23 protein-coding genes are annotated in these 20,444 nt (G+C 69.5%); 9 read left to right on the top strand and 14 right to left on the bottom strand.

Annotated elements, in window-relative coordinates; all coding sequences use genetic code 11:
* The first annotated feature begins 2 nt into the window (after positions 1-2).
* Positions 3-1,085: a non-hydrolyzing UDP-N-acetylglucosamine 2-epimerase gene (wecB, locus tag EXE42_RS05235; protein ID WP_137706034.1), complete on the top strand. Its 1,083-nt coding sequence runs from the start codon at positions 3-5 to the stop codon at positions 1,083-1,085.
* A 32-nt stretch (positions 1,086-1,117) separates the two neighbouring features.
* Here the strand turns inward: wecB and EXE42_RS05240 are convergent, their stop codons facing one another.
* On the bottom strand, positions 1,118-2,491 hold the full coding sequence (locus EXE42_RS05240) for an antibiotic ABC transporter permease (RefSeq protein ID WP_241988335.1): 1,374 nt from the start codon (positions 2,489-2,491) through the stop codon (positions 1,118-1,120).
* Positions 2,488-3,612: a DUF354 domain-containing protein gene (locus EXE42_RS05245; protein WP_092922474.1), complete on the bottom strand. Its 1,125-nt coding sequence runs from the start codon at positions 3,610-3,612 to the stop codon at positions 2,488-2,490. The genes EXE42_RS05240 and EXE42_RS05245 overlap by 4 nt, the downstream gene beginning before the upstream one ends.
* 215 nt (positions 3,613-3,827) lie before the next feature.
* Here EXE42_RS05245 and EXE42_RS05250 point away from each other — a divergent pair, with 215 nt between their 5' ends.
* Entirely contained in the window at positions 3,828-6,008 is a 2,181-nt protein-coding gene (locus tag EXE42_RS05250; RefSeq protein ID WP_199240734.1) for a hypothetical protein, read from the top strand.
* On the opposite strand, the gene EXE42_RS05255 is transcribed toward EXE42_RS05250, so the two are convergent.
* A complete protein-coding gene (locus EXE42_RS05255; protein WP_092922471.1) occupies positions 5,950-6,249 on the bottom strand; it encodes a transcriptional regulator in 300 nt (99 codons plus the stop codon). The genes EXE42_RS05250 and EXE42_RS05255 overlap by 59 nt on opposite strands.
* Positions 6,250-6,607: 358 nt before the next feature.
* Between EXE42_RS05255 and EXE42_RS05260 the strand changes: the two genes are divergently transcribed.
* A complete protein-coding gene (locus EXE42_RS05260; RefSeq protein ID WP_137706035.1) occupies positions 6,608-7,567 on the top strand; it encodes a DUF1616 domain-containing protein in 960 nt (319 codons plus the stop codon).
* Positions 7,568-7,570: 3 nt separating this feature from the next.
* A complete protein-coding gene (locus EXE42_RS05265) occupies positions 7,571-8,146 on the top strand; it encodes a metal-dependent hydrolase (RefSeq protein WP_137706036.1) in 576 nt (191 codons plus the stop codon).
* Positions 8,147-8,172: 26 nt separating this feature from the next.
* On the opposite strand, the gene EXE42_RS05270 is transcribed toward EXE42_RS05265, so the two are convergent.
* From EXE42_RS05270 to EXE42_RS05285, 4 genes are all read right to left on the bottom strand, one after another.
* Positions 8,173-8,703, bottom strand: a complete 531-nt coding sequence (locus EXE42_RS05270; RefSeq protein ID WP_137693315.1) for a hypothetical protein — start codon at positions 8,701-8,703, stop codon at positions 8,173-8,175.
* Positions 8,704-8,723: 20 nt separating this feature from the next.
* A complete protein-coding gene (locus EXE42_RS05275; protein ID WP_394327279.1) occupies positions 8,724-9,155 on the bottom strand; it encodes an NUDIX hydrolase in 432 nt (143 codons plus the stop codon).
* A gap of 181 nt (positions 9,156-9,336) precedes the next feature.
* Positions 9,337-10,527, bottom strand: a complete 1,191-nt coding sequence (locus EXE42_RS05280) for a glycosyltransferase family 4 protein (RefSeq protein ID WP_241988336.1) — start codon at positions 10,525-10,527, stop codon at positions 9,337-9,339.
* Positions 10,528-10,783: 256 nt separating this feature from the next.
* Positions 10,784-11,602: an AAC(3) family N-acetyltransferase gene (locus EXE42_RS05285; RefSeq protein ID WP_092922459.1), complete on the bottom strand. Its 819-nt coding sequence runs from the start codon at positions 11,600-11,602 to the stop codon at positions 10,784-10,786.
* 306 nt (positions 11,603-11,908) lie between these two features.
* Here EXE42_RS05285 and EXE42_RS05290 point away from each other — a divergent pair, with 306 nt between their 5' ends.
* Together EXE42_RS05290 and aglF are read left to right on the top strand one after the other, a co-directional pair.
* The gene (locus EXE42_RS05290; RefSeq protein WP_137693316.1) at positions 11,909-12,661 is read left to right on the top strand and encodes a glycosyltransferase family 2 protein; all 753 of its coding nucleotides are present in this window, start codon (positions 11,909-11,911) and stop codon (positions 12,659-12,661) included.
* Between the two features lie 143 nt (positions 12,662-12,804).
* Complete coding sequence (gene aglF, locus EXE42_RS05295) at positions 12,805-13,557, top strand: UTP--glucose-1-phosphate uridylyltransferase AglF (protein ID WP_092922453.1); 753 nt, start codon at positions 12,805-12,807, stop codon at positions 13,555-13,557.
* A 28-nt stretch (positions 13,558-13,585) separates the two neighbouring features.
* On the opposite strand, the gene EXE42_RS05300 is transcribed toward aglF, so the two are convergent.
* The 3 genes from EXE42_RS05300 to purS are packed head-to-tail and all read right to left on the bottom strand — an operon-like array spanning position 13,586 to position 14,971.
* Positions 13,586-13,978 (bottom strand): VOC family protein, encoded by a 393-nt coding sequence (locus EXE42_RS05300; protein ID WP_092922450.1) that lies wholly within the window; start codon positions 13,976-13,978, stop codon positions 13,586-13,588.
* Between the two features lie 38 nt (positions 13,979-14,016).
* Positions 14,017-14,694 (bottom strand): phosphoribosylformylglycinamidine synthase I, encoded by a 678-nt coding sequence (purQ, locus tag EXE42_RS05305; protein WP_137693317.1) that lies wholly within the window; start codon positions 14,692-14,694, stop codon positions 14,017-14,019.
* A gap of 25 nt (positions 14,695-14,719) precedes the next feature.
* Positions 14,720-14,971 (bottom strand): phosphoribosylformylglycinamidine synthase subunit PurS, encoded by a 252-nt coding sequence (gene purS / locus EXE42_RS05310; RefSeq protein WP_092922439.1) that lies wholly within the window; start codon positions 14,969-14,971, stop codon positions 14,720-14,722.
* Between the two features lie 180 nt (positions 14,972-15,151).
* On the opposite strand from purS, the gene EXE42_RS05315 reads away from it, so the two are divergent.
* Positions 15,152-16,132, top strand: a complete 981-nt coding sequence (locus EXE42_RS05315) for a formyltransferase family protein (protein WP_137693318.1) — start codon at positions 15,152-15,154, stop codon at positions 16,130-16,132.
* A gap of 151 nt (positions 16,133-16,283) precedes the next feature.
* Positions 16,284-16,472 (top strand): hypothetical protein, encoded by a 189-nt coding sequence (locus tag EXE42_RS05320; RefSeq protein ID WP_092922433.1) that lies wholly within the window; start codon positions 16,284-16,286, stop codon positions 16,470-16,472.
* Between the two features lie 34 nt (positions 16,473-16,506).
* On the opposite strand, the gene EXE42_RS05325 is transcribed toward EXE42_RS05320, so the two are convergent.
* The 4 genes from EXE42_RS05325 to EXE42_RS05340 are packed head-to-tail and all read right to left on the bottom strand — an operon-like array spanning position 16,507 to position 19,871.
* Positions 16,507-17,280, bottom strand: coding sequence for a class I SAM-dependent methyltransferase (locus tag EXE42_RS05325; protein ID WP_092922430.1), 774 nt, complete (start codon positions 17,278-17,280; stop codon positions 16,507-16,509).
* Positions 17,277-18,443, bottom strand: coding sequence for a glycosyltransferase family 4 protein (locus EXE42_RS05330; RefSeq protein WP_137706037.1), 1,167 nt, complete (start codon positions 18,441-18,443; stop codon positions 17,277-17,279). The genes EXE42_RS05325 and EXE42_RS05330 overlap by 4 nt, the downstream gene beginning before the upstream one ends.
* Positions 18,444-18,450: 7 nt before the next feature.
* On the bottom strand, positions 18,451-18,822 hold the full coding sequence (locus EXE42_RS05335) for a 6-carboxytetrahydropterin synthase (protein WP_092922424.1): 372 nt from the start codon (positions 18,820-18,822) through the stop codon (positions 18,451-18,453).
* Positions 18,822-19,871 (bottom strand): zinc-binding alcohol dehydrogenase, encoded by a 1,050-nt coding sequence (locus EXE42_RS05340; protein WP_137706038.1) that lies wholly within the window; start codon positions 19,869-19,871, stop codon positions 18,822-18,824. Before EXE42_RS05340 ends, EXE42_RS05335 begins: the two co-directional genes overlap by 1 nt.
* Positions 19,872-20,036: 165 nt before the next feature.
* Here EXE42_RS05340 and EXE42_RS05345 point away from each other — a divergent pair, with 165 nt between their 5' ends.
* Positions 20,037-20,417: a hypothetical protein gene (locus EXE42_RS05345; RefSeq protein WP_137706039.1), complete on the top strand. Its 381-nt coding sequence runs from the start codon at positions 20,037-20,039 to the stop codon at positions 20,415-20,417.
* The last annotated feature ends 27 nt before the right edge of the window (positions 20,418-20,444 follow it).

The following is a 20,444-nucleotide window of genomic DNA, read 5'->3' on the forward strand; positions in this document are numbered from 1 at the left end:
CCGTGCGGATCTGTTCGGTGGTCGGCGCGCGCCCCCAGTTCGTCAAGGCGTTCCCGGTCTCTCGGCGGCTGCGCGCGAACCACGAGGAGGTCCTGATCCACACCGGACAGCACTACGACGAGTCGCTGTCCGGGGTCTTCTTCGAGGAGCTCGACATCCCGGAACCGGAGTACAACCTCGGTGTGGGATCGGCGGATCACGCCCCGCAGACGGCCGAGATGATGCGCCTGATAGACGAGGTGATCGAGGCGGAGTCGCCGGACGCCGTGCTCGTCTACGGCGACACGAACTCGACGCTCGCGGCCGCGCTGGTCGCGGCGAAACGGGAACCGATCCTGGCGCACGTCGAGGCCGGCCTCCGGAGCGGCAAGTGGTCGATGCCCGAGGAGGTGAACCGCGTCCTCACCGACCACTGCTCGGACCTGCTGTTGACGCCCGGAGAAAACGCCGCGGAGAATCTCCACGACGGCGGGATCAGGGGCGACGTGGTCGTGACCGGCGACGTGATGTACGACGCCGTCCTCGCCGTTCGCGACCGGGTGCTCGACGGGGACGCTCCCCTCCCGGTTCCGGGGCTCCGCCCCGACGCGTACGCTTTAGCGACGGTCCACCGGGCGTCGAACACCGACGATCCGGACCGACTGGCAGGGATCCTCGACGGTTTGACCGGGGTCGACATCCCGGTCGTCCTGCCGCTCCACCCGCGGACGGAGAACGCGCTCCGGGAGCACGGCCTGTACGACCGCGCGGCTGCGGAGGTCCGCCTCGTCGACCCGGTCGGCTACGTCGAGTTCCTTCAACTGCTCGCGAACGCGTCGAAGGTCGCCACCGACTCCGGCGGGGTCCAGAAGGAGGCGTTCTACCTCGACACGCCCTGCGTCACGCTCCGCGACGAGACGGAGTGGGTCGAGACCGTCGAGGCGGGATGGAACGTGCTGGTCGGGAGCGACCCGGACCGCATCTCCCGGGCGCTGTTCGACCGATCGGAGCTCCCGCCGAAACCCGAGCTGTACGGCGGCGGCAACGCGGCCGATCTGACCGTCTCGGCCATCGAGACGAGGCTCGCCGACGCGCCGGACGACTGAGCGGAGGAGAAGCGCGGTCGCGCCGCCGACCGCTACTGCCCGTTCCGTTCGCGCCCTCGCTCACGGGCGTTCAGGTACTCGCCGAGGGCGAAAGCCATCCACGCCTGACACCAGCGCATCAGCGTGAACCGCTTCGTGTAGAACCGGCGTTTCTGGTAGTAGAACTGCCCGTCGCCGGCGTACAGCTCCGAGAGCGTCCAGTCGATGATCCGGGACGCGAACGCCGTGTCGCCGGCCGCGCTGAACAGCACGATCCCCTCCGCCGCGGCGTGGACGTCCTTCGGATAGGCGCTCTCCTCGTCCCAGTTGGGCGCCCCGGAGGGCTCGAACAGCGTCCGGCGGTAGAACTCGATCCCGCGCTCTAGCGTGTCGTCGTACCGGGTCGCCCCCGTCACCTCTCGATGCCGGAGGAGCGACTCCAAGACGAACCCGTTGTGGTGGTTGTCCATCGAGAGGTGCGAGGCGGACGGCGGGTCGGTGTACGTCCACCCGCCGACGTCGGCCTGCTGGCTCGCGACGTAGTCTAAGATCCGCTCCGCTCGCTCGCGGAGTTCGGGACGAGGGTGGCGATCGTGGAGGTCGAGGAGCAGCCGCGCGCCGAGCGCGTTCGCGTTGATGACCGTCGCCTCGCCCGCCTCGGCGCCGGCGTGGTAGTCGATCCTGGCCGTCCCGTCCGACTCCCGGTAGTTGAGCGCCTCGAACACGAACGGGAGCGCGGACTCGGCGACCGCCGCGAGGCTTCCGCCGGCAGCTCCGTCGAGGGGATCCGCGTCGTTCTCGACGTCTCCGGTGCCGTCGCTCTGGGACAGCAGCGCTCGCACCGCGTAACCGGTCGAGACGATGCCGGGGTGTTTCGCCGGCAACCGCTTGTCGAGCCCCTGCGTCGCGTGCTGGTGCCCGCCACAGAACCCCCCGTAGCCGCGCGTCCGGTTCTCGACGAGCCACGTCGACAGCCGGTCGGCCTCGCGGCGGTAGCAGGCGTCGCCGAGGCGGTCGTACGCCCGCCGATTTGCCAGCACGAACAGCGCGGTCCCCTTGAAGCTCTGCCGCTGTTCCACCGACATGAGCCGCCGGACGTTGACCGGCGCCCGCTTTATGACCTCTTGTATCAGGATGTTCGTCCACTTGGTCTCGAAGGGCAGCGCCCGCCTGATGCGGCTGCTCATGCCGTCGAAGTAGTCCCAGCCGGTGTAGTCGCGCTCCCTCGCATAGCGGAGCGTCTCCGTCAGAATCTCCGCGACGGCGTCGTCCGCGACCCAGTGTGCGTCGTCGTGTCCGCCGGTCTCGAGCGCGGGAAGAGCGTCGTCGGTCCCGCGGTCTGCGAGAGGCCGACCCGGCTCACCGCCGGCCCCCTCCGCGCGGTCCACGCCGTCTTCGTCGGCCGCCCCGATGTCGGAGGCCGTCACGTCGACTCCTCCGTGAGGGGCGTCGACCGGTCGGGTGTGTGTCGCTCGGTCCCGCCGCGCCACCGTTCGAGGCCCGGGACCGCGGTCCCGCCGTCCGCTTCAGCGACCGCGACGATCACGTCCGTGAGATCCACGAGTCCGCCGACGTACTCGTCGCGTCGGCGCCGCCAGTCCTCGCCGATCGATTCGTCGCGCAGGACGTCGACGCCCGTAGAGACGACCTCCTCGAACTCGGGAGTGTTGACCACTAGACCCCGTCGCTCCAGCTCTGTGAAGTTCCCCATGTCGCCGTCGCCGACGAAGGAGTTGGATCGGACGACCGGCGTCCCGAGCAGCGCGGCCTCGGTACAGACCGTCTGCGTGTCCGTGACGACGAGCCGCGCCGCCGACAGCGCGTCGTGAAGTAGCGCGGGGTGGACGTCGAACTCGCGGGCGGGAAGCGAGTCGAGGTCCAGCGTCCCGCCCTCGTCGGAGACGAACACCGCGGCGTGGTCCGCGAACGTCTCGACCAGCCGTTCGCGCTGTTCCGGCGCGAATCCGGAGTGCCCCACGTCGTGGTGCGACCCGAACGCGTTGAACCGCAGGAGGACGAACGCCTCGTCGTCGGCGAGGTCGAGGGCATCGCGTATCTCCGGGTTTGGCCGGTAGGCGTCCGGGTGGAGGTACGCCGTCTCGCAGAAGCCGTGGAACTGGTAATGGGATTCCCCGAGATCCTTCCCGAAGGTGTGCGGCGTGAGGAACGCCGCGGCGAACGGTCGGGAGACGGCGTGATCGAGAGAGGTCGGCTCCGAGTCGAGGACCAACACCGCGGGGGCGCCGCTGACCAACCCGGCGTGGGCAGCGTACGCGCCGACCCCGAATATCACGTCGGGAGCGAACGACCGGACCGCGGGAACGAGGCGGGCGTAGTGCCAGGGGAGGTTCCGGAACAGCGACTCCTTCGTCGTTCCGCAGGCGCCGTAGATCCGATAGGGAAGGTCGTACCGGTCGAGCAGCGCGACCGTACAGCCGTAGTCCCGGCCCAAGACGAGCACGTCGTGACCGGCCCGCTCCAGTCGGTCGACGGCGTGTTTGTACAGATGTACGTGGGCGGGCGTGTTCGTGAAGAAGACGAATCGCATGTGCTCGATTTCGGAGACCCGATCTAATTGTAATGGCTCGCTTACCGCCCTGACCCCCGGCGGGCGGGGAAACGGGGGGCTTCCGGGACCGGTAACCGATGTATAACAAAACACGCCACCGGGTTCGATAGGGTAGTGCTCGTTCACCAGCGCGTCAGGCCCGCGACAACGCGGACGAGTCGCGGTCCGCGAGATCGAACACGGAGTGAGACGACGTGAGGAAGCCGGTCAGACTCGGCAGAGAGGAAGTGGTCGAAACGGGACTGGCGGTCGGCTACCTCGCCCTCGCGGCCGCGGTCGGCGCCGCGTACACCGCCCCGGCGACGGGCTACGAGCTGTCGATATACGCGTCGACGCCGACGGCGACGTGGGCGGCGCTCGCCGTCGTAGCCGCGATCTCGGTCGCCGTCTTTCTCACCGCCGAGCGGTACCTCGCACCGGCGGTGCTGCTCGGGGGGCTCGGGGCCGGGTCGGTCGCCGGGCTCCCGCTGATCCGGGGCTACCACTTCTACGGCCGGAGCGACTCGCTCGTTCACCTCGGACTCGTCCGGTCGATAAAGATTGGAAACGACCCGCTCCAGCTGTTTTATCCGGGGAGCCACCTCGTCGCGACCGGGCTCGCGAAGGTCGCGGCCGTGGACGTCCCACGGGCCATGATGCTCGTTATGTGGGCGTACACGCTCCTGTTCTTCGCGAGCGTCGCGCTCTGCGTCTGGTTTCTGGTCCCCGACCGCCGGGCGCTCGGGGTCGGGGCGTTCTCCGCGTTCCTCCTCCTCCCGGTAAACAACGTCAGCACGTACCTCCACTTCCACACCTACTCGATCGGGATGCTGTTCGTTCCCTTCGTGTTGTACCTCGTGTTCTCGCACCTGATCGGCGGGGACGGACGTGAGCGCCTCGTCGAACGGGTCGCGGACGGACGGGGAGCGATCGACCGTGCCGGGTTGGGGTACGACGACGGTGCGGCGTTCGACGTGGGACTGCGGCGGCCGGCCCCGACGACCTACCTCCTGCCGCCGGTCCTGTTCGCCCTCCTGCTGGTTCACCCTCAGGTCGCGTTGAACGTCATGTTGCTGCTCGGTGGGATGGCGGTCGCACAGCACGCGTTCCGATGGTTCCGCCCGAACGACCCGATCGCCGGGTACCGGCTGGTCACGCTTCAGACGATCTTTCTCACGGTGGCGTTCGCGGCCTGGATCGCCACCCACGAGTGGCAGTTCATCAACACGGCGGAGGCGATGATCCAGTCGGTGAGCGACTTCGTCACCGGCGACGGTAGCGCGACTCCCCGCGTGGCGAGCCAGAGGGAGTCCGCGTCGTCGGTCGGGGCGAGCATCCAGGTGCTGTTCGTCAAGCTGTTCGGGGTCGCGGCGGTCTACTCGCTGCTCGCGGCGGGGGTCGTGGCGGGGCGACTGACCGGCTACCTCGGCCCGCCGGCCGGGGCCGGATCGATGCGGTCCACGCCGGACACCGCCAGGGACGTCACCGCGTTGTTTTTCGCCGGGTGTCTGCTGCTGTTCCCGTTCTTCGCGGCCCACCTCGTGGGGTCCATCTCGACGTACCTCTTCCGACACGTCGGGTTCCTCATGATGCTCGCCACGATATTCGGGGCGGTCGGCGTCCGGTACCTGCTCGACGAGGAATCGTCCGTGAGCGACGTCGATTACCCGTGGACCGAGCCCGAGGGCCGGTCGACCGGGCGACGGATCGCGGCGTCGCTCCCCGACGCCAGAACAGTCGCGACGGTCGCGGCCGTCGTGATCGTCCTGTCGCTGTCGCTGGCGACGATTTTCCCCTCTCCGTTCGTCTACCTGTCTGGCTCGCACGTCCCGGAGGGCGAGATGGACGGTTACGAGCGGGCGTTCGCGAGCCAGTCGAGCGGGTCGCCGGTGTGGTTCAGCGGAGTGCGTCACACGTCCGATCGCTACGAGATCGCGCTGTACGGCGCGGCGGGGGCGCCGTGGGACCGACAGGTAAAACCGGCCGTCAAAAAGAGCGCACCGGTCCCGGAGCAGGCGATGTTGGACGGGTTGCCGACGTTTTACGCGAACCACCCGGAGGAAGTCGTCAGGCGTGACCACTACTTCGTGGTCGCGGAGGCCGACCGCCAGCGGGAGGTCGAGGCGTACCGGGAACTGCGGTACTCCGCGGAGAGCTTCGAGGCCGTTGCTGCCCAGCCGAACGTCGGGAAAGTCAGGGATAACGGCGAGTTGACGGTCTACTTCGTCGACATCGAGGAGGACCCGTCCGCGAACGCGGTCGACGACCGCGAGCGGATCGCCTCCGGGAGAGCGCGGAGAACGGCGCCGAGCGTTCCCGTCGCGGCCGCGTCGAGGCTCAGTCGGCCAACCCCTCGGCCTCGATCCGTTCCCAGAGCCGCTTCCCTTCCTCAGTGACGCCGTAGATGCGGCCCTTTCGCTTCTCTTTCGAGACGAGCAGTTCGACGAGCGAGCGCTCCCGGAGGGAGCGCAGCGCCCGCGAGACGTGCGTGATCGGGAGACTAGTTCGGGACGCGATAGACGAGGGGATCGACGGGCCGTCGACGAGCTGTTCGAGCACCGCCGTTCGGTACTTGGAGCTGATGATGAACCCGATCTGATCCCAGTCAGTGGAGTCTTCGTTCCGCTCGTTCTCCATCGGGCTCCCTACCTGCCGTACGGGCATAAGGCGTGGAGATTGTTTACGACGACCCGAGCGCCGCGACGACGACTCGGTTCCCGCGGTCCGGCTGTCGGCGATCCGCGCGGAGTCAGGCGGTAACGAAATCTTACCGGCTGCGAGCGATCGGCCATCGCGTCAGAGGACCGGAATATGTTCTCCATAACGATATGGCGACCCGACGGAGAGATGTCCGAATGAGTGACCGCCGTCTCGTCTCACGCGGCCGTGCCCCCTCGTCCGGCGAGCGTCACCCCGCACCGCGTGACCGTCGTCCAGTCCCGGTCGCCGTAGGAACCCGCCGTAGCGGGCCCGACCGCTCGCGCCCCGGACGGCGATGAGTTCGATAGCCGACGAGCTCTTCGAGAGCCGCGACCTTCTGGCGGTGGGGGTGTCGGTCGCGATCTCGGTCGTGACCATCGCGATCGGTACGACTGGTGTGGCCCGACTCCCGCCCGCCGTCCTCCTGCTCCTCGTGCTCCCCGGGTACGTGACCGCGGCGTTCGCGTACGCCGGGCGCGAGCGCGCGCCATGGACGTTCACAACCGTCGTCGAGCGGTTCGCGCTCTCGCTCGGCGGCAGTCTGGCGATACTCCCCCTGCTCGCGATCATCGTCTACCTCGCGGTCGGGGCGCTGACCACGTGGGGGCTCGTCGGGCTCGTCTCCGGGTACGTCGTCGTCGTCGCCGCCGCCACGGTCGTCCGTCGCACCGGCCACTCCGGAGGCGGCGGTCACCGGACCGGACCGGCGCGATCCGGGACCGAGATATCGTCATCCGGCCTCCTCTCCGGCGGTCTAACTCCCTCCACGGTCATCCTCGCGGTGAGCGTGATCCTCGCGGTCGGAACGCTGGGCACGGCGGTGACCGTCCCAGCCGACGGAGAGACGGCGACGGACCTCCACCTCCTGACCGAACAGGGGGGACGGCTGGTCGCGAACGACTACCCGAACGCGCTGACCCAGGGCGAGTCGGCTGCCATCACCGTCGGCGTGACCAACGACGAGCATCGGCCGGTCGAGTACACCGTCGTCACTGAGCTTCAACGAGTTCAGCTCAGCGGGCGGTCAGTCGTCGTCACCGACAAGCGTCGGATAGACCAACACGCCTTCGAGCTGGCGCAGGGTGAGAGCTGGCGCGAGTCCGAGGAGTTCCGGGCGTCGCTCGCCGGTGAGAACGTGCGCTTCGTGACGTATCTCTACCGAGGGGATCCGCCCGAGAACCCGACGGCCGACACGGCGTACAGGACCACCTACGTTTGGTTGGACATCCAGCCGTCCGCGGCGAGCGGTGAGTAAGCGATGTGGCCGTGGAGTCACCTGGCGGTCGGGTACGTCGCGTTCTCGGCGTTTGTCCGGATCGCGTTACGGCGTCGGCCGAGCGACCGGGCCGCGGTCGTCCTCGCGGTCGCCACCCAACTTCCGGACCTCATCGACAAGCCACTGGCCTGGCAGTTCGGACTGCTGAGCAACGGCGTCGGCGCCGCGCACTCCCTGATAGTCGGCGTTCCCGTCGCGCTCGCCGTCGCCGTCGGCCTCCGGTTCAGGGGCCAGGCCGAGTTCGGCGCCGCGGTCGCGATCGGCCACGTGATCCACGTGTTGGGAGACATCCTCTTCGCCGGCCTGTTCGGTCGGCCGCCGGTCCTCCCCTCGTTCCTCTGGCCGGTCTACGCGCCCCCCGTGTCCGCCTCCGCCCCGCCGGGGCTCGGCGCGAAGACGCTACAGCTGCTGCTGGACAGCCGGGCTCTCCTCGGCGGCGAAGTAGGTCGGACGTACTTCCTGGCACAGGGGCTCTTCCTCTGCGGGACCGCGGCGCTCTGGCTCCGCGACGGAAAACCGGGTTTCGCCCTGCCGCGGGCGGTCTGGCGCTCGGAGTGACGGACGGGTCCCCCCGACGGTGCGGCTCAGTCCCGACCGCCCCGTTCGGTCTCGATATATTGGAACAGCGCGATCGCGACGAGCAGAGCCCAGGCGACACCGATCGCCACGACCTCGGTCTGGTCGACCGATCCGCCGCTGAGCGTGACCAGGCCGTACACCGCGACACCGAACAGCGCGATCAAGAGGTAGTAGCGTCCCCACGGTCGCGAGTCGTCGCCGTCGGGGGCGTCCGCGTCGAGGTAGCGGTTGACGTCGGTGCCGCGGTCAGTGAGCCGTATCTCGCCCGTGTCGCTGTCGTGTTCGACGATCCCGGCCGCTTCGAGCTTCGGAATGTGCGTCTGATGGAGGGAGACGTAGAGCCGCTTCTCCTCTTTGTCGGTCAGCTCCTCGGGGTCCGTCTCGTTTTCCCACGCCGCGACCTCGGTCGCGAGGTCCTGTAGTCGGATCCCACCCGGGTTCTTATTCAGGTACTGAAGGATGAACCGCCGTCGCGGATTGCTGAGGAGGCTGAACAGCTCGTCCTGGCTCAGTCCGTTTTCCTGAGTTTCCGTCATCGTGTGGCTCGGTGGCGGTGTCACCGCTCTCCGTCCGGTTCCGCCACCGACCGCTCGATGAAGCGCTCGACGGGTTCGAGAGTCGTCGACAGCAGCTCAGTGGGCTTCAGCCAGTCGTAGTCGAGGATTCGCTCTGACGGGTTCGGCGCTGGCTCCGACTCGAGCGTCGCGTCGAATATCGTGTAGACGGTCGTCGCGGGGCGACTCGTGTGCCGGTAAACAAGGCGGCCGACCCGCTTGCCGACGGCGGCGCGGCACCGGATCTCCTCGGCGATCTCCCGGCTGAGACACTCCGAGAGGGATTCCCCGGGCTCGACGCCGCCGCCCGGGAGCGTCCAGAACGGCGAGCCGTCGTCGTGGCGCTCCCTGACGAGCAGGACCCCGTCGTCGTTCGTGACGAGGGCTTTCGCTCCGAACCGGAGCTTCCGGCGCTCGGGTTCACCCTCCGACACGTTCGGAGGGGACGGAGCCCCTCGCTCATCGCGTACCCACCGGACGACGCCTTCGGAAGGGTGATTTCGCATACTCCCTACCGACAGGACCCGTGTTGATTATTATACGGCTCATACCTCGGCACAGGTACAGCCTTCTGACCGAGGTCCACCGGACGCAGCGGCCGCGGGGAGGACCGGTTCACTCCTCGGGGGGGGTGGTCGCAGCGTCGTCGTCCAGCGCGCGAGCGTACAGCGAGAGCAGTTCTTCGACCACGTCGGGCCACGCATAGGACTCCTCAATGCGGCGGCGACTGACTCGGCCCATCCGTTCGGTCGCCTCCGGGTCCGCGAGTACCTCCTCGAGGGCGTCTGTTAGAGCCCGACCGTCCCCGGGAACGACGAGCGCACCGTTCGCCTCGTCGACGAGGGAAGGGATCCCCCCGACGTCGGTCGAGACGATCGCGTTCGCTCCGGCCATCGCCTCGAGGACGGCGATCGGCAGCCCCTCGGCCCTCGTGGGGAGGACGTAGACGCTCCCCTCACCGAGGAGGTCGCGCTTCCGCTCTTCGGACACGAAGCCGACGTATTCCACACCGTCGTGCGCGTCGGCGACGGCCTCAGCGTGGTCGGACAGCGGACCGCTTCCGGCGATTGTCGCCCGGAACCGGACCCCGGCGTCTCTGAGCTCGTCGATGGCCCTCGTCACCTCTACTATCCCCTTCCGCTCGATGTGGTTAGAGACGAACACGAGATGCGGCGGGTCGGCTCCGGGGTCCGGGTCGTACTCGTCCGGGTTGACGGCGTTGGGGATCACGACGATGCGTTCCGACGGGACGCGAGCAGCGAGGACCTCGCGCCAGTGGTCCGAGAGGGCGACGACCGCGGTACAGGCGTCGAACACCGCCTGTTGGAAGCGAGCGGCCACCGCCGAGGCGTTCTCAAGGAACTCGTCGAACGCGGAGCCGTGGACGTGGAGTATTACCGGCCGCCGCCACAACAGCCCGGCGACGAGTACGTACGGGGCCGAGAGGAAAAACGAGAACGAGTGGGAGGTGTGGACGTGGACGATGTCGGGTCGCCGGCGCGCGAGGAATCCGAGCCACACGAGGAGGACGGTCACTACGGTCCGGAGGTACTCGATCGGTCGCTCTGGAGTCCGCACGGCGGTGTCGACGACGTTTAGCGACACGCGGTCCTCGAGATGCCGCCGCTGTTCGGCGATGTACTGGCCGATCCCTCCGGTACCCTCGGTACGGTACCCCGCCGGGCCGACGACGAGCACCGCCGTCGACATCGGGACCGCGGACGCGGCCGACGCCGAGACCGACTCGCCGTCGGCGGCGTCGGCGTCCGCCCCGTCGACGAGGCTCATCTCGCCCTCCGTCCGCACACCGACCGCCTCCGCGCGGTCTCCTCCTCGGGCGCGCCGTCAAACTGTCGACCGCCGCCCTCGTCCGCACCGCACGGCCCGATGAGCGGCCGACCGGGCGGGGATTCGCCGTTCATGTCAGCCCCCTCCACGGAGATCAGTTTTGTTATCCGTCGACTACCGACGACGGCGCCGCGAGGGGCTCCCAGCGGGTCCGGCGGCGCGGCCCGCACCGTCTCACCTACCCTGGTGTCGTCTGAATGTCGGGGGATCACGGTCATAGCGTCACCAGGTACTGCGGGTCCGCTTTCAGACGCGGAACGAGGGACGACTCCAGGTCGCCGAGGGTGAAGAAGAGGACTTTGAGCCCGTTCAGGTCGTACCTGTGGAGCACGCCGTCGCGCTCTAGGCGCCTGGTCAGCTTCGGCTTGTTCCACGAGTAGAACGGCGAAGTCCGGACCCCGCAGGTCTGCTCGACCGGCACGCAGCCGTCCTCCTCGGAGCATCGCACCCCCTCGAAGGTCTCCTCGGCGACGTAGTCGAGGTCGAGCCGGCTCTCGAAGTGGTGGAGGTGAGAGCAGGTAAGCCACGGCGTCCCGACGTCCAGTATCAGGGTGTCCTCCTCGACGAGACGGGCGAAGCAGCCGTCCTCGTGGTAGCTGTCCGAGTGGCGGCAGCCGTCGAAGCGGTACGGCCCCTCGACCAGGATCGACTTCATCGCGTCGTCGGTCCGGTAGTCCGCGTCCCGGAGGAACAGCGGCCCGAAGGTCCCGTGTTTCGGCCGGGAGTACTCCTTGTGATACACCCCGGACGTGGCGAAGTAGTCCGTGAACCCCGGCGCGAGCACGCTCCGGAAGCGGTCGCTCAGCGTCGACCGGAGGAACGCGTACGGGTCGGTCCCGAACGCCTGTTTCACGTCGCTCAGCCCGACGTGAACGAACGCTTTCGAGTGCCCGTCGCCGTGGTAGTCGAGCAGCTCTTCGAACCGAGCGGGCGGGACCGCAGACGTGCTCCGTCGCCGGTTGAGCCGCTTGAGAGCCTGGTGTTTGACCAGGTTCGCGGCCCGGCTCGCGTCCGACAGCGGTTCGAACGGCATGTCAGTTCGCGCCGGGTCGGTCAGTCTCGCCGGACCCGCGGCGTCGCTCAGTTACAGTTGTCTCGGTCCGACCCCGGGCGACACGCACAACGGTCATACTCGGTCGTCACGGTTCCGCGGCCTAGTTACGATCTTCGTACCCTAGAGTAACGTATCGTTACCGGTGCGAGACGAGACCGCGAGCGCCGTCGACGCGTCAACGCTGGCCAAACGGCTCGGCCCATTTCGGAGCGGGAGGACCGCGGGACCGTCCGAACAACTGGTAAGTAATCTATAACGAAAGCGAGAACCGCCGATCTAAGGTGTATGACGGACATCAGTGTCATTATCCCCACGCTGAAGCCTCGAGACGAGGTCGAGTGTATCGACCACTTGGAGTCCAACTCGTTTTCCGACTACGAGGTCTGCCTCCAGAGCGAGCCCACGGCGACGTCTGCCCGGAACGCGGGCATCGAGCGCGCGGAGTCGGACAAACTGGTGTTCCTCGACGACGACTCCCGGCCGCGCGAGGGGTACCTCGCTCGGATGTCCGAGCTGTTCGAAACGGAGACGGCCGTCGCTGGGAGGACGGTCCACCCCCGCGACGACATCTTCGCCGGGAATCTCACCAAACACTACGACTTCGGCGACGAGCCGCGCTACGTCACGCGCTTCTGGGGCTGTAACATGGGGGTCAGGCGAGCGGTGTTCGACGAGGTCGGCGGGTGGGACGAGGAGATCCCGTGGGGACACGAGGAGCTCGAGCTCGCGGAGCGGGTCCTCAGGGTCTCGCCCATATACTACGACCCGGACCTGGTGGTCGATCACGTATACGCGGACTCGGTGTCGGACTACCTCACGAAGACGTATCGTCAGGAGGTCGAGCGACCGTACCTGTGGGCCAAACAGGGGCGGAGCGAGCGAGAGCAGTGGTTGATGATCCTCGCCGACGCGGTCACGCCCACGAACTACATCGGGCTGCCGCTGCGATCGGGCCTGATTCACGGCGCCGGGACGCTGGCCGGCGCTGCCGGCCGCGTCCGTGGAATGCGTCGGCAGGATGCGGGTCCGACCGACTAAGCGGAACCGAGGCGCCGACGGCCGGGGAACGGGTTCAGGGTGTCGTCGCGGGCGCACCGTTTCGGTTCGAACGGCTTCGTACTGCCGCTACCGACCAAATAAGGCCGCTCATACTTTAGGTCGTGTTCCGGCCAGGGGCGTGTATGAAGGCAGTCATCCTCGCGGCGGGGAAAGGCACGCGACTCAAGCCGCTGACCGACGATCAGCCCAAGGCCCTCGTCGAGGTGGACGGCCGACCGCTGCTGGAGCACGTCTTCGAGCAGCTCGTCGAGGTGGGGATCTCGGAGTTCGTCGTGGTCGTCGGCTACCGGAAGAGCCAGATCATCGACCGGTACGGCGACAGCTTCCGGGGCGTGCCGATCACGTACGCCCACCAGCGCGAGCAGCTCGGCCTCGCTCACGCGCTCTTACAGGCCAAGCCGTACGTCGACGAGGAGTTCGCGCTGATGCTCGGCGACAACGTCTTCGACGCCAACCTGGGAGACGTGATCGACCGTCAGCGCCGCGGGGACGTGGACGCGGCCTTCCTGGTCGAAGAGGTCCCGATCGAGGAGGCCTCCCGGTACGGCGTCTGTGAGACCACCGAGGACGGCGAGATCGTCGAAGTGGTCGAGAAGCCGGACGACCCGCCGTCGAACCTGGTGATGACCGGGTTCTACACCTTCTCTCCGGCGATATTCCACGCCTGCCACCTCGTCCAAGCCTCCGACCGCGGCGAGTACGAACTCCCGGACACGATCGACCTCCTGCTTGAGTCCGGCCGGAGCATCGACGCGATCCCGATGGATGGCTGGCGGGTCGACGTCGGCTACCCCGAGGACCGAGACCGAGCTGAACGCCTGCTGCGCGCCGACGAGGAACAGGCGGTGACGGGGAGCGACGCCGCCGACGACTGACGGCGATCGCAACCCGCCGTCGCTCCGTTCACACCCGCGCTTTCAGTTCCACCCGGTAGCCGAACGGGTCGCGGACGTACACCGCGCCCGCCTCGCCGGTCGCGCCGAGCGGCGAGTCGAGCGTCTTCTCGACTGCGACGCCCGCGTCTTCGAGTTCGCGCTCGATCTCCTCGACCGACTCTTCGACGACCACCGCGACGTGGTCGTAGTTCGTCTTCGTCGGCCGCTCGAACTCGTCGGTCGGCCAGAGGTGGATCACGGCGGTCGCCGAGAGCCGCACGTCGAGGAACGGCTTCTCGTCGGCCGCGTACAGCGCGTCCTCGATGCCAAATCCGAGCTTCTCGCCGTAGAACTCGCGGGCGTCGTCGGCGCCGTCGCCCGGGATTCGGAGGTTGACGTGGTCGATGTGTCGCGCTCGCATGGGAGCCGATTCGGCGGCCGGCCGCAAAAAGGCGACAGTTAGGCGAACGCTTCGAGAACTCCCGCACCGTCGGTGCTGCGACCGAGGTCCGGGAGGGTGGCGCGCTCGGGGTGGGGCATCAGCACGGCGACCGTCTCGCGCTCGCCGAGGACGCCGGCGACGCTGTCGGTCGAGCCGTTCGGATTAGCCTCCTCGGTCACGTTCCCGTCCGGGTCGCAGTAGCGGAAGAGGACGCGGTCGTCGTCGACGAGGTCGGCGTGGGCGGGCTCGCTTATCTCGAAGCGCCCCTCGCCGTGCGCGATGGGGACCTCGATCACGTCGCCCCGGTCGTAGGCCGCGGTCCACGGCGTGTCGGCGCGCTCGACGCGCAGGTGGACCGGCTCGCACTGGAAGCGCGCGGAGGCGTTCGTGGTGAACGCGCCGGGCGTCAGCCCGGACTCCGAGCCGATCTGCGCGCCGTTACAGACACCGAGCACGGGGACGCCGTCGTCGGCCGCGGCGCGGACCTCCTCCATGATCGGGGCGCGGGCGGCCATCGCGCCGGCGCGCAGGTAGTCGCCGTAGGAGAAGCCGCCGGGGAGGACGATTCCCTCAGCGTCGTCGGGGAGGCCGTCCCCGTGCCAGACGCGCTCGACGTCGACGCCGAGGTGGTCCAGCGCGCGGACGGCGTCGCGGTCGCAGTTCGAGCCGCCGAACTGGACGACGGCGACGGTCACGCCGCCCACCCCGCGTTGGCCACCGTCATCGCTCCGCGACCGCGACGTCGTAGTCGTGGATCGTCGGGTTCGCGAGCAGCCGCTCGGCCATCTCGCCGGCGCGGTCGGCGGCCTCGTCGGCGTCGGCGGCGTCGAGGTCCACCTCGAACCGGTCCGCCGAGCGGAGATCCGACAGGTCGAACCCGAGCCGTTCGAGCGCCTGCTGGGTCGTCTCGGCCTCCGGGTCGAGGACGCCCCGCTTCAGCCGGACCGTCACCGTCGCCGTGTACGCGGTCATACCTATCGGTGCGGAGTCGTGTGTAAAAACCGTTTTGGAACGGCGTTTATGGGCACGTTTGTGGATATGTGCCGGTCGTTCGTGCGGGAGGCAGAGAGCGCACGGAACGAAAGGGGCAAAACCCTCCGACTGCTGGGTGATCTGTATGCAGCCGCTCGAACCCGCGGAGGTGATCGTCGCATGACCCGCGAACTGACCGAGATCACGGTCGTCGGAGGAGACAAGACCGGACTCATCGCGCGGGTCACCTCCCTGCTGTTCGAGCGGGGAATCAACATCGAGGACCTCGACCAGGCGGTCCGGGAGGGCGTCTTCCGGATGACGACCCGCGTCGACGCGTCGGAGATGGACACCTCCCGCGGCGAACTGCGCCGCGCGCTCGCCGAGCTCGGCCGCGAGCTCGACGTGGACATCCAGGTCCGCTTCCCGAGCGACCGCGACGCCCGCCGGGTCGCGATCCTCGTCACGAAGGAGACGCACGCGCCCGAGGCCCTCCTGGAGGCCGAGGCCAACGACGAGCTGGCCGACGACGGCGCGGAGGCGGAAATTCCGGTCGTCATCGGCAACCGCGGCGACCTCCGGTCGCTCGCGGAGCGCTACGACAAGCCGTTCTACGACGTGGGCGACGGCAACGGCAACACCGACGAGGGGCGCCTCCTCGACCTCCTGGCGGAGTACGACGTCGACCTCATCGCGCTGGCCCGCTACATGCGCATCCTCTCGCCGGAGGTCGTCTTCCGGTACGAGGGGCGGATCATCAACGTCCACCCCTCGCTGCTGCCGGCGTTCCCCGGCGCGGAGGCGTACCGGCAGGCGAAGGACGCGGGCGTCCGGATCGCGGGCGTCACCGCCCACTACGTCACGACCGACCTCGACCAGGGCCCGGTCATCGCCCAGCGCGCCTTCGACGTGCCGCCGGGCGCCGACGTCGAGGCCATCAAGCGCCGCGGGCAGCCCCTCGAGGCCGACGTGCTGATCGACGCGGTCCGGCTCCACCTCGCGGACGCCATCGCGGTCCACCGCGGCACCGTCCACGTCCGCGAGGAGGCCGACGTCGACGCGCAGTTCGGCCTCTCCGACGCCGCTATCGACGCGAACCCCGACGAGCCCGTCGACGGCGAGCCCCTCGGTCGCTCTCCCGTGTCCCCCTCCGACGACTGACAGCGCACGGTCGCCGGCGGCGGATCGGGTCGAGTTTACGGACCGAGGTCGACCCGACAAGCCGAGTTCGAGCCAGCGGGCCGGACCGGTTCGACGGACCCGGCCGCCTCGCCTCCCAGTTTTAAGCGGACGCGGCCGCAACGACGGGTCCATGACTCAGCGCGGCGCCTGGGGGCGGTTCCTCGCCGACACGGCCGCGGTCGTCCGCAGCGACGAGCGACTGATCCTGCTGTTCCTGCTGTTGCTGTCGCTCGCGGCGCTCGCGGTCTTCCTCTACTACACGACGCTGCTACTGGAGGGGCTCCCGGACCCGATACCGGACGTGCCGCCCCGGCCGTAGCCGACGGACGCCCACGATCGCTCCCGGTCGCGTCTCACTCCAGCCGGACCAGCAGGTCCCGGTTCGCCGCCTCGTAGCGCAGCCGGCCGTCACCGAGCGCCTCCCGCCGCCCGTCCGCCCAGTCGCTCGCGTCGTAGCCGGTCTCCCCGACGGCCTCCTCGACGGTGTCGAGCAGGTGCGCGAGGACCGTCCGTTCGCCCGACTCGTACGGCGGTTCGATCCGCCACGGCGAGGGGCCCTCCGCTATCACGGTCGCCTCCCGGGCCAGCGCCGCCGCCCCGTCCGGACCCCCGGGCCGGAACTCCCGCATGTGACGGTGGTAGCGGTCGAGGACGGCGTCGTCGTCGGGATCCGGCGGCGCGAAGCGCGTCTCGCCGTCGTAGGTGATCGGCGCGTACGCGACGGGGGTCACCTCGCCGAGGGCGTCGACCGCGGGCGCCGCGTCGACCACGTCGAAGAACGCGCAGCCGACGACCGCGTCGAACCGCCGGCCGGCGCCCGCGGCCTCCGCCGCGAACTCGAAGGCGTCGGCCGCGCGGAACTCGACCGCGACATTGCCGACCGCGTCGCCGATCCGGGCCTCGCCCGCCGCGAGGGCCTCCTCGTGGGCGTCGACCGCAACCCACCGACCCCCTTCGATCACACCCCAGTCGACGAGCCGCTCGACCATCGTCGCCGTGCCCGCGCCGACTTCGAGGACCTCCGGCTCGGGCGGGAGTTCGGCCGCGAACCGGTCGAGGACGTCGCGGTTCAGCGACCGGTCGTCGAGCGCGCGCTTCGCGTCGAGGTACGCCGCGTGGTCGGTCACGCGCGCTCACCTCGCTCCCCTCGCTCGCCGGCCGCCCGGTCGTCCGCCCCGCGCGCCGCCTCGGCTTCGAGGAACACGACGACGCGGTCGAGCGTCTCGGGCCACCCCGGCCGCGCCTCGTAGTCGCGGCGCGCGGCGGTCCCCATCGCCGCCAGCCGGTCGCGGTCGTCGAGGTCCCGGAGCGCCCGGGCGACGGCCCGAGGGTCGTCGGGGGAAACGAGGACCCCCGACTCGCCGTCGCGGACGAACTCGCCCGCCCCGCCCGCGGTCGTCGCCACCGGGACGCAGCCGAACCCCATCGCCTCCAGGTACACCATGCCGAACGGCTCGTAGCGGGAGGGAACCGCCAGAACGTGGCTCTCGCGGAGCCGGGCCGCGACCGCCTCGTCGCCGAGCCGGCCGACGAAGTCGACCCGGTCGCCGATCCCGGCCGCGTCGGCCGCCTCCGCGGCCGACTCCGCGTACTCGGGCGCGACAGTCCGGTCGCCCACGACCGTCAGCCGCCAGTCCACGCCGGTCCCGTCCAGCCGTGCGACGCCCTCGACGAGCGCGTCGAGCCCCTTCCGGGGGACGACGTTGCCGAGGAAGGTCACCTCGAGCGGGCCGGTCTCCGCCCGCTCGCGGATCTCTGACGCCGCGGTCACGGGGTCGAACCGATCGCCGGCCGGGGGCGCGACGGTGTTGCGGTCGGGCCCGCCGAGCCCGGCCGCGTCGCGCCGCGTCGTCTCGGCGTTGTACACCGCGGCGTCGACCCCGCGGAGGAACCGGCGCTCGACGGCCGCGACGCCGCGGCGCCCGAGTTCGGCGCGCAGGCGCCCGCCGAGTCCGGTCCCCCCCGCCCGGGCCGCCGCCTCCGCCGTACGCGCACGCCAAGCGATCATGTGAACGAGCGCGACGGTCGGCGTGTCGAGCCGCCGGTTGGCGCACAGCAGAGAGGGGTGCGCTAACCCGTCCTCGACGATGACGTCGAAACCGGAGAGCCGGTCGGCGAGCCCGCGGGCGCGGAGGTTCGGCGCGAGGCGCTCCCGGTACGACCCTCGCGGCAGCGAGACGACCTCGACCGCGTGGCCGCGCTCGCGGAGCCGGTCGCGGAGCCGCCGGTCGTAGTAGAAGCCGCCCGACCCGGACTCGATGTCGCCGGCGAGGACGAGCGCGACGCGCATCCCGCGGTCACCGCAGCTCGCCGGTGTACGAGACGCTCGCGGCGTCGTCCTCCCGAACCGATACGGTCAGCTCCGTCGCGGCCGGGGCGTCCACGTCCGCGAGCGCGTCGAACAGGGCCCGCGCCAGCCGCTCGGCGCTCGGGTTCCCCTCCAAGTGATCGTTGAGCGTCTCGTCGCGGTAGCGGTCGGCCGCGTCCGCGATCGCTTCCAGCGCGAGGTCGATGTCGAGCAGGTAGCCGTGCTCGCCGAGCTCCGGGCCGCGGAACGTCGCCTCCGCCTCGAACGTGTGCGAGTGGAGCTCCGCCTCGTCGGCCGGCGGGTTCGGGACGGTGAGGTAGTGCTGTGCGACGAACGACTCGCTGACGGTCAGTTCGTACATTAGTAGGTGAACAGGACCTGGAGGGTCGGTTCGGCCTCGTCCGCGAGCCGTCGGTACGCGGTCGGTGCGCCCACGACTGGGACGCGGTCGGTGACGAGCCGGTCGGCCACGTCGAGGTCGGCGTCGAGCTGTCGGAGCTCGCGCCAGGCCGTCTCGCGGCGCCGCTCGCTGTCCCAGCGCCCGCGGAGCTCGGGCGCGATGGTGGTGACCTGACTGCTCCGGACGGTGACTCGCCCCCGGTGGAAGTGGTCGCCGAAGCCGAGGTCGGCTCGCTTGGTCCCGTACCACGAGCCCACGATTACTCGGCCGTCGAACCGCGTGGTCTCGACGGCCGTTTCGAGGGTCTCGGGTCGCCCTGAGACCTCTACGGCGAGGTCGACGCCGTCGCCGGCCCGCTCGCGGACCGCGTCGACGACGCCCTCGCGCCCGTCGTACCGGCTCGGGTCGACGACGGCGTCGGCGCCGAACTCGGCCGCCAACTCCCGCCGGCGGTCATTCGGCTCGACCGCGACGACGGTCTCGGCGCCGCTCCGCGCGAGCAGCGCGGTCGTGAGCAGGCCCACGACGCCCTGGCCGAACACCGCGACGCGCTCGCCGATCCGGGGAGCGGCGTCGAGCGTCAGGGTGACCGCCGTCTCCGCGTTCGCGAACAGCGTCGCGGTCTCCGGGTCGATCCCGTCCGGGACCGTGCGGAGCGCGTCGGGGGAGACGGCGAACCGGCTCTCGTGGGGGTTGAACGCGAAGACGGTCCGGTCGCGCCACGACGGGTCGACGGCGTCGCCGACCGCCGTCACCCGACCGACGACCGCGTAGCCGTACCGGAGCGGGTACGAGAGGTCGCCGTCGAGCGAGGACAGCTCCTCGTCCGCGACCGTCTCGGGGTCGAGTTCCCCGCGATACGCGAGCAGTTCGGAGCCCGCGCTGACCGCCGACACCGACGCCTCGACGACCACCTCGTCGGGATCGGGGACGGGGTCGTCGATCGGGACGACCTCGACGCGCTCCGGCCCGGTGAACTCCACCGCTCGTTCCGCGTCGCCGTCGCTCACGCGGACTCACCCGTCCGCGACCGACGACCGAGACGATGTGTCATTAGCGATTACACGGACCGATCCGGCATAAACCCACGGCAGTAACGGGGACGGGAATCCCGTCCGCCGACCCCGGTGACGAGGAGTAGACATAAGCCGTCCGAGTCCGTGTTCCACGTGTCCATGGCACGCTCCGACGCCGGCGTCGATGTCGAATCGCTGACTCCCCTCCACTGGATCGGAATCCTCGCCGCGACCGTGTCCGGGATCGTACACGCCGTGCTCGGGGTTCAGGTCGGAGGGGCGCTGGGGATCTCCTTCTTCGTCGCGACCCTGGGCTTCGGCGCCGGCGTGACGGCGATCATCGCCGGCTACCGGCGGCGGCTGACGTACGCGCTCGGAATCCCGTTCACCGCCGGACAGATCGTCCTGTGGTACGTCATCAACTTCGTCGCCGGGACGTACTCGTTCCCGGCCGACATCGGAATCTACGGCGCCGTCGACAAGGTCGCGCAGATCCTGCTGATCGGCGTCCTCGCGGTCCTGTTGTCGAGAGAATCGTAGACTCGGCCGACTCCGCGCCGAGTCCGT

The organism is Halorubrum sp. SP3, from assembly GCF_005435195.1.
Lineage (GTDB): Archaea > Halobacteriota > Halobacteria > Halobacteriales > Haloferacaceae > Halorubrum > Halorubrum sodomense.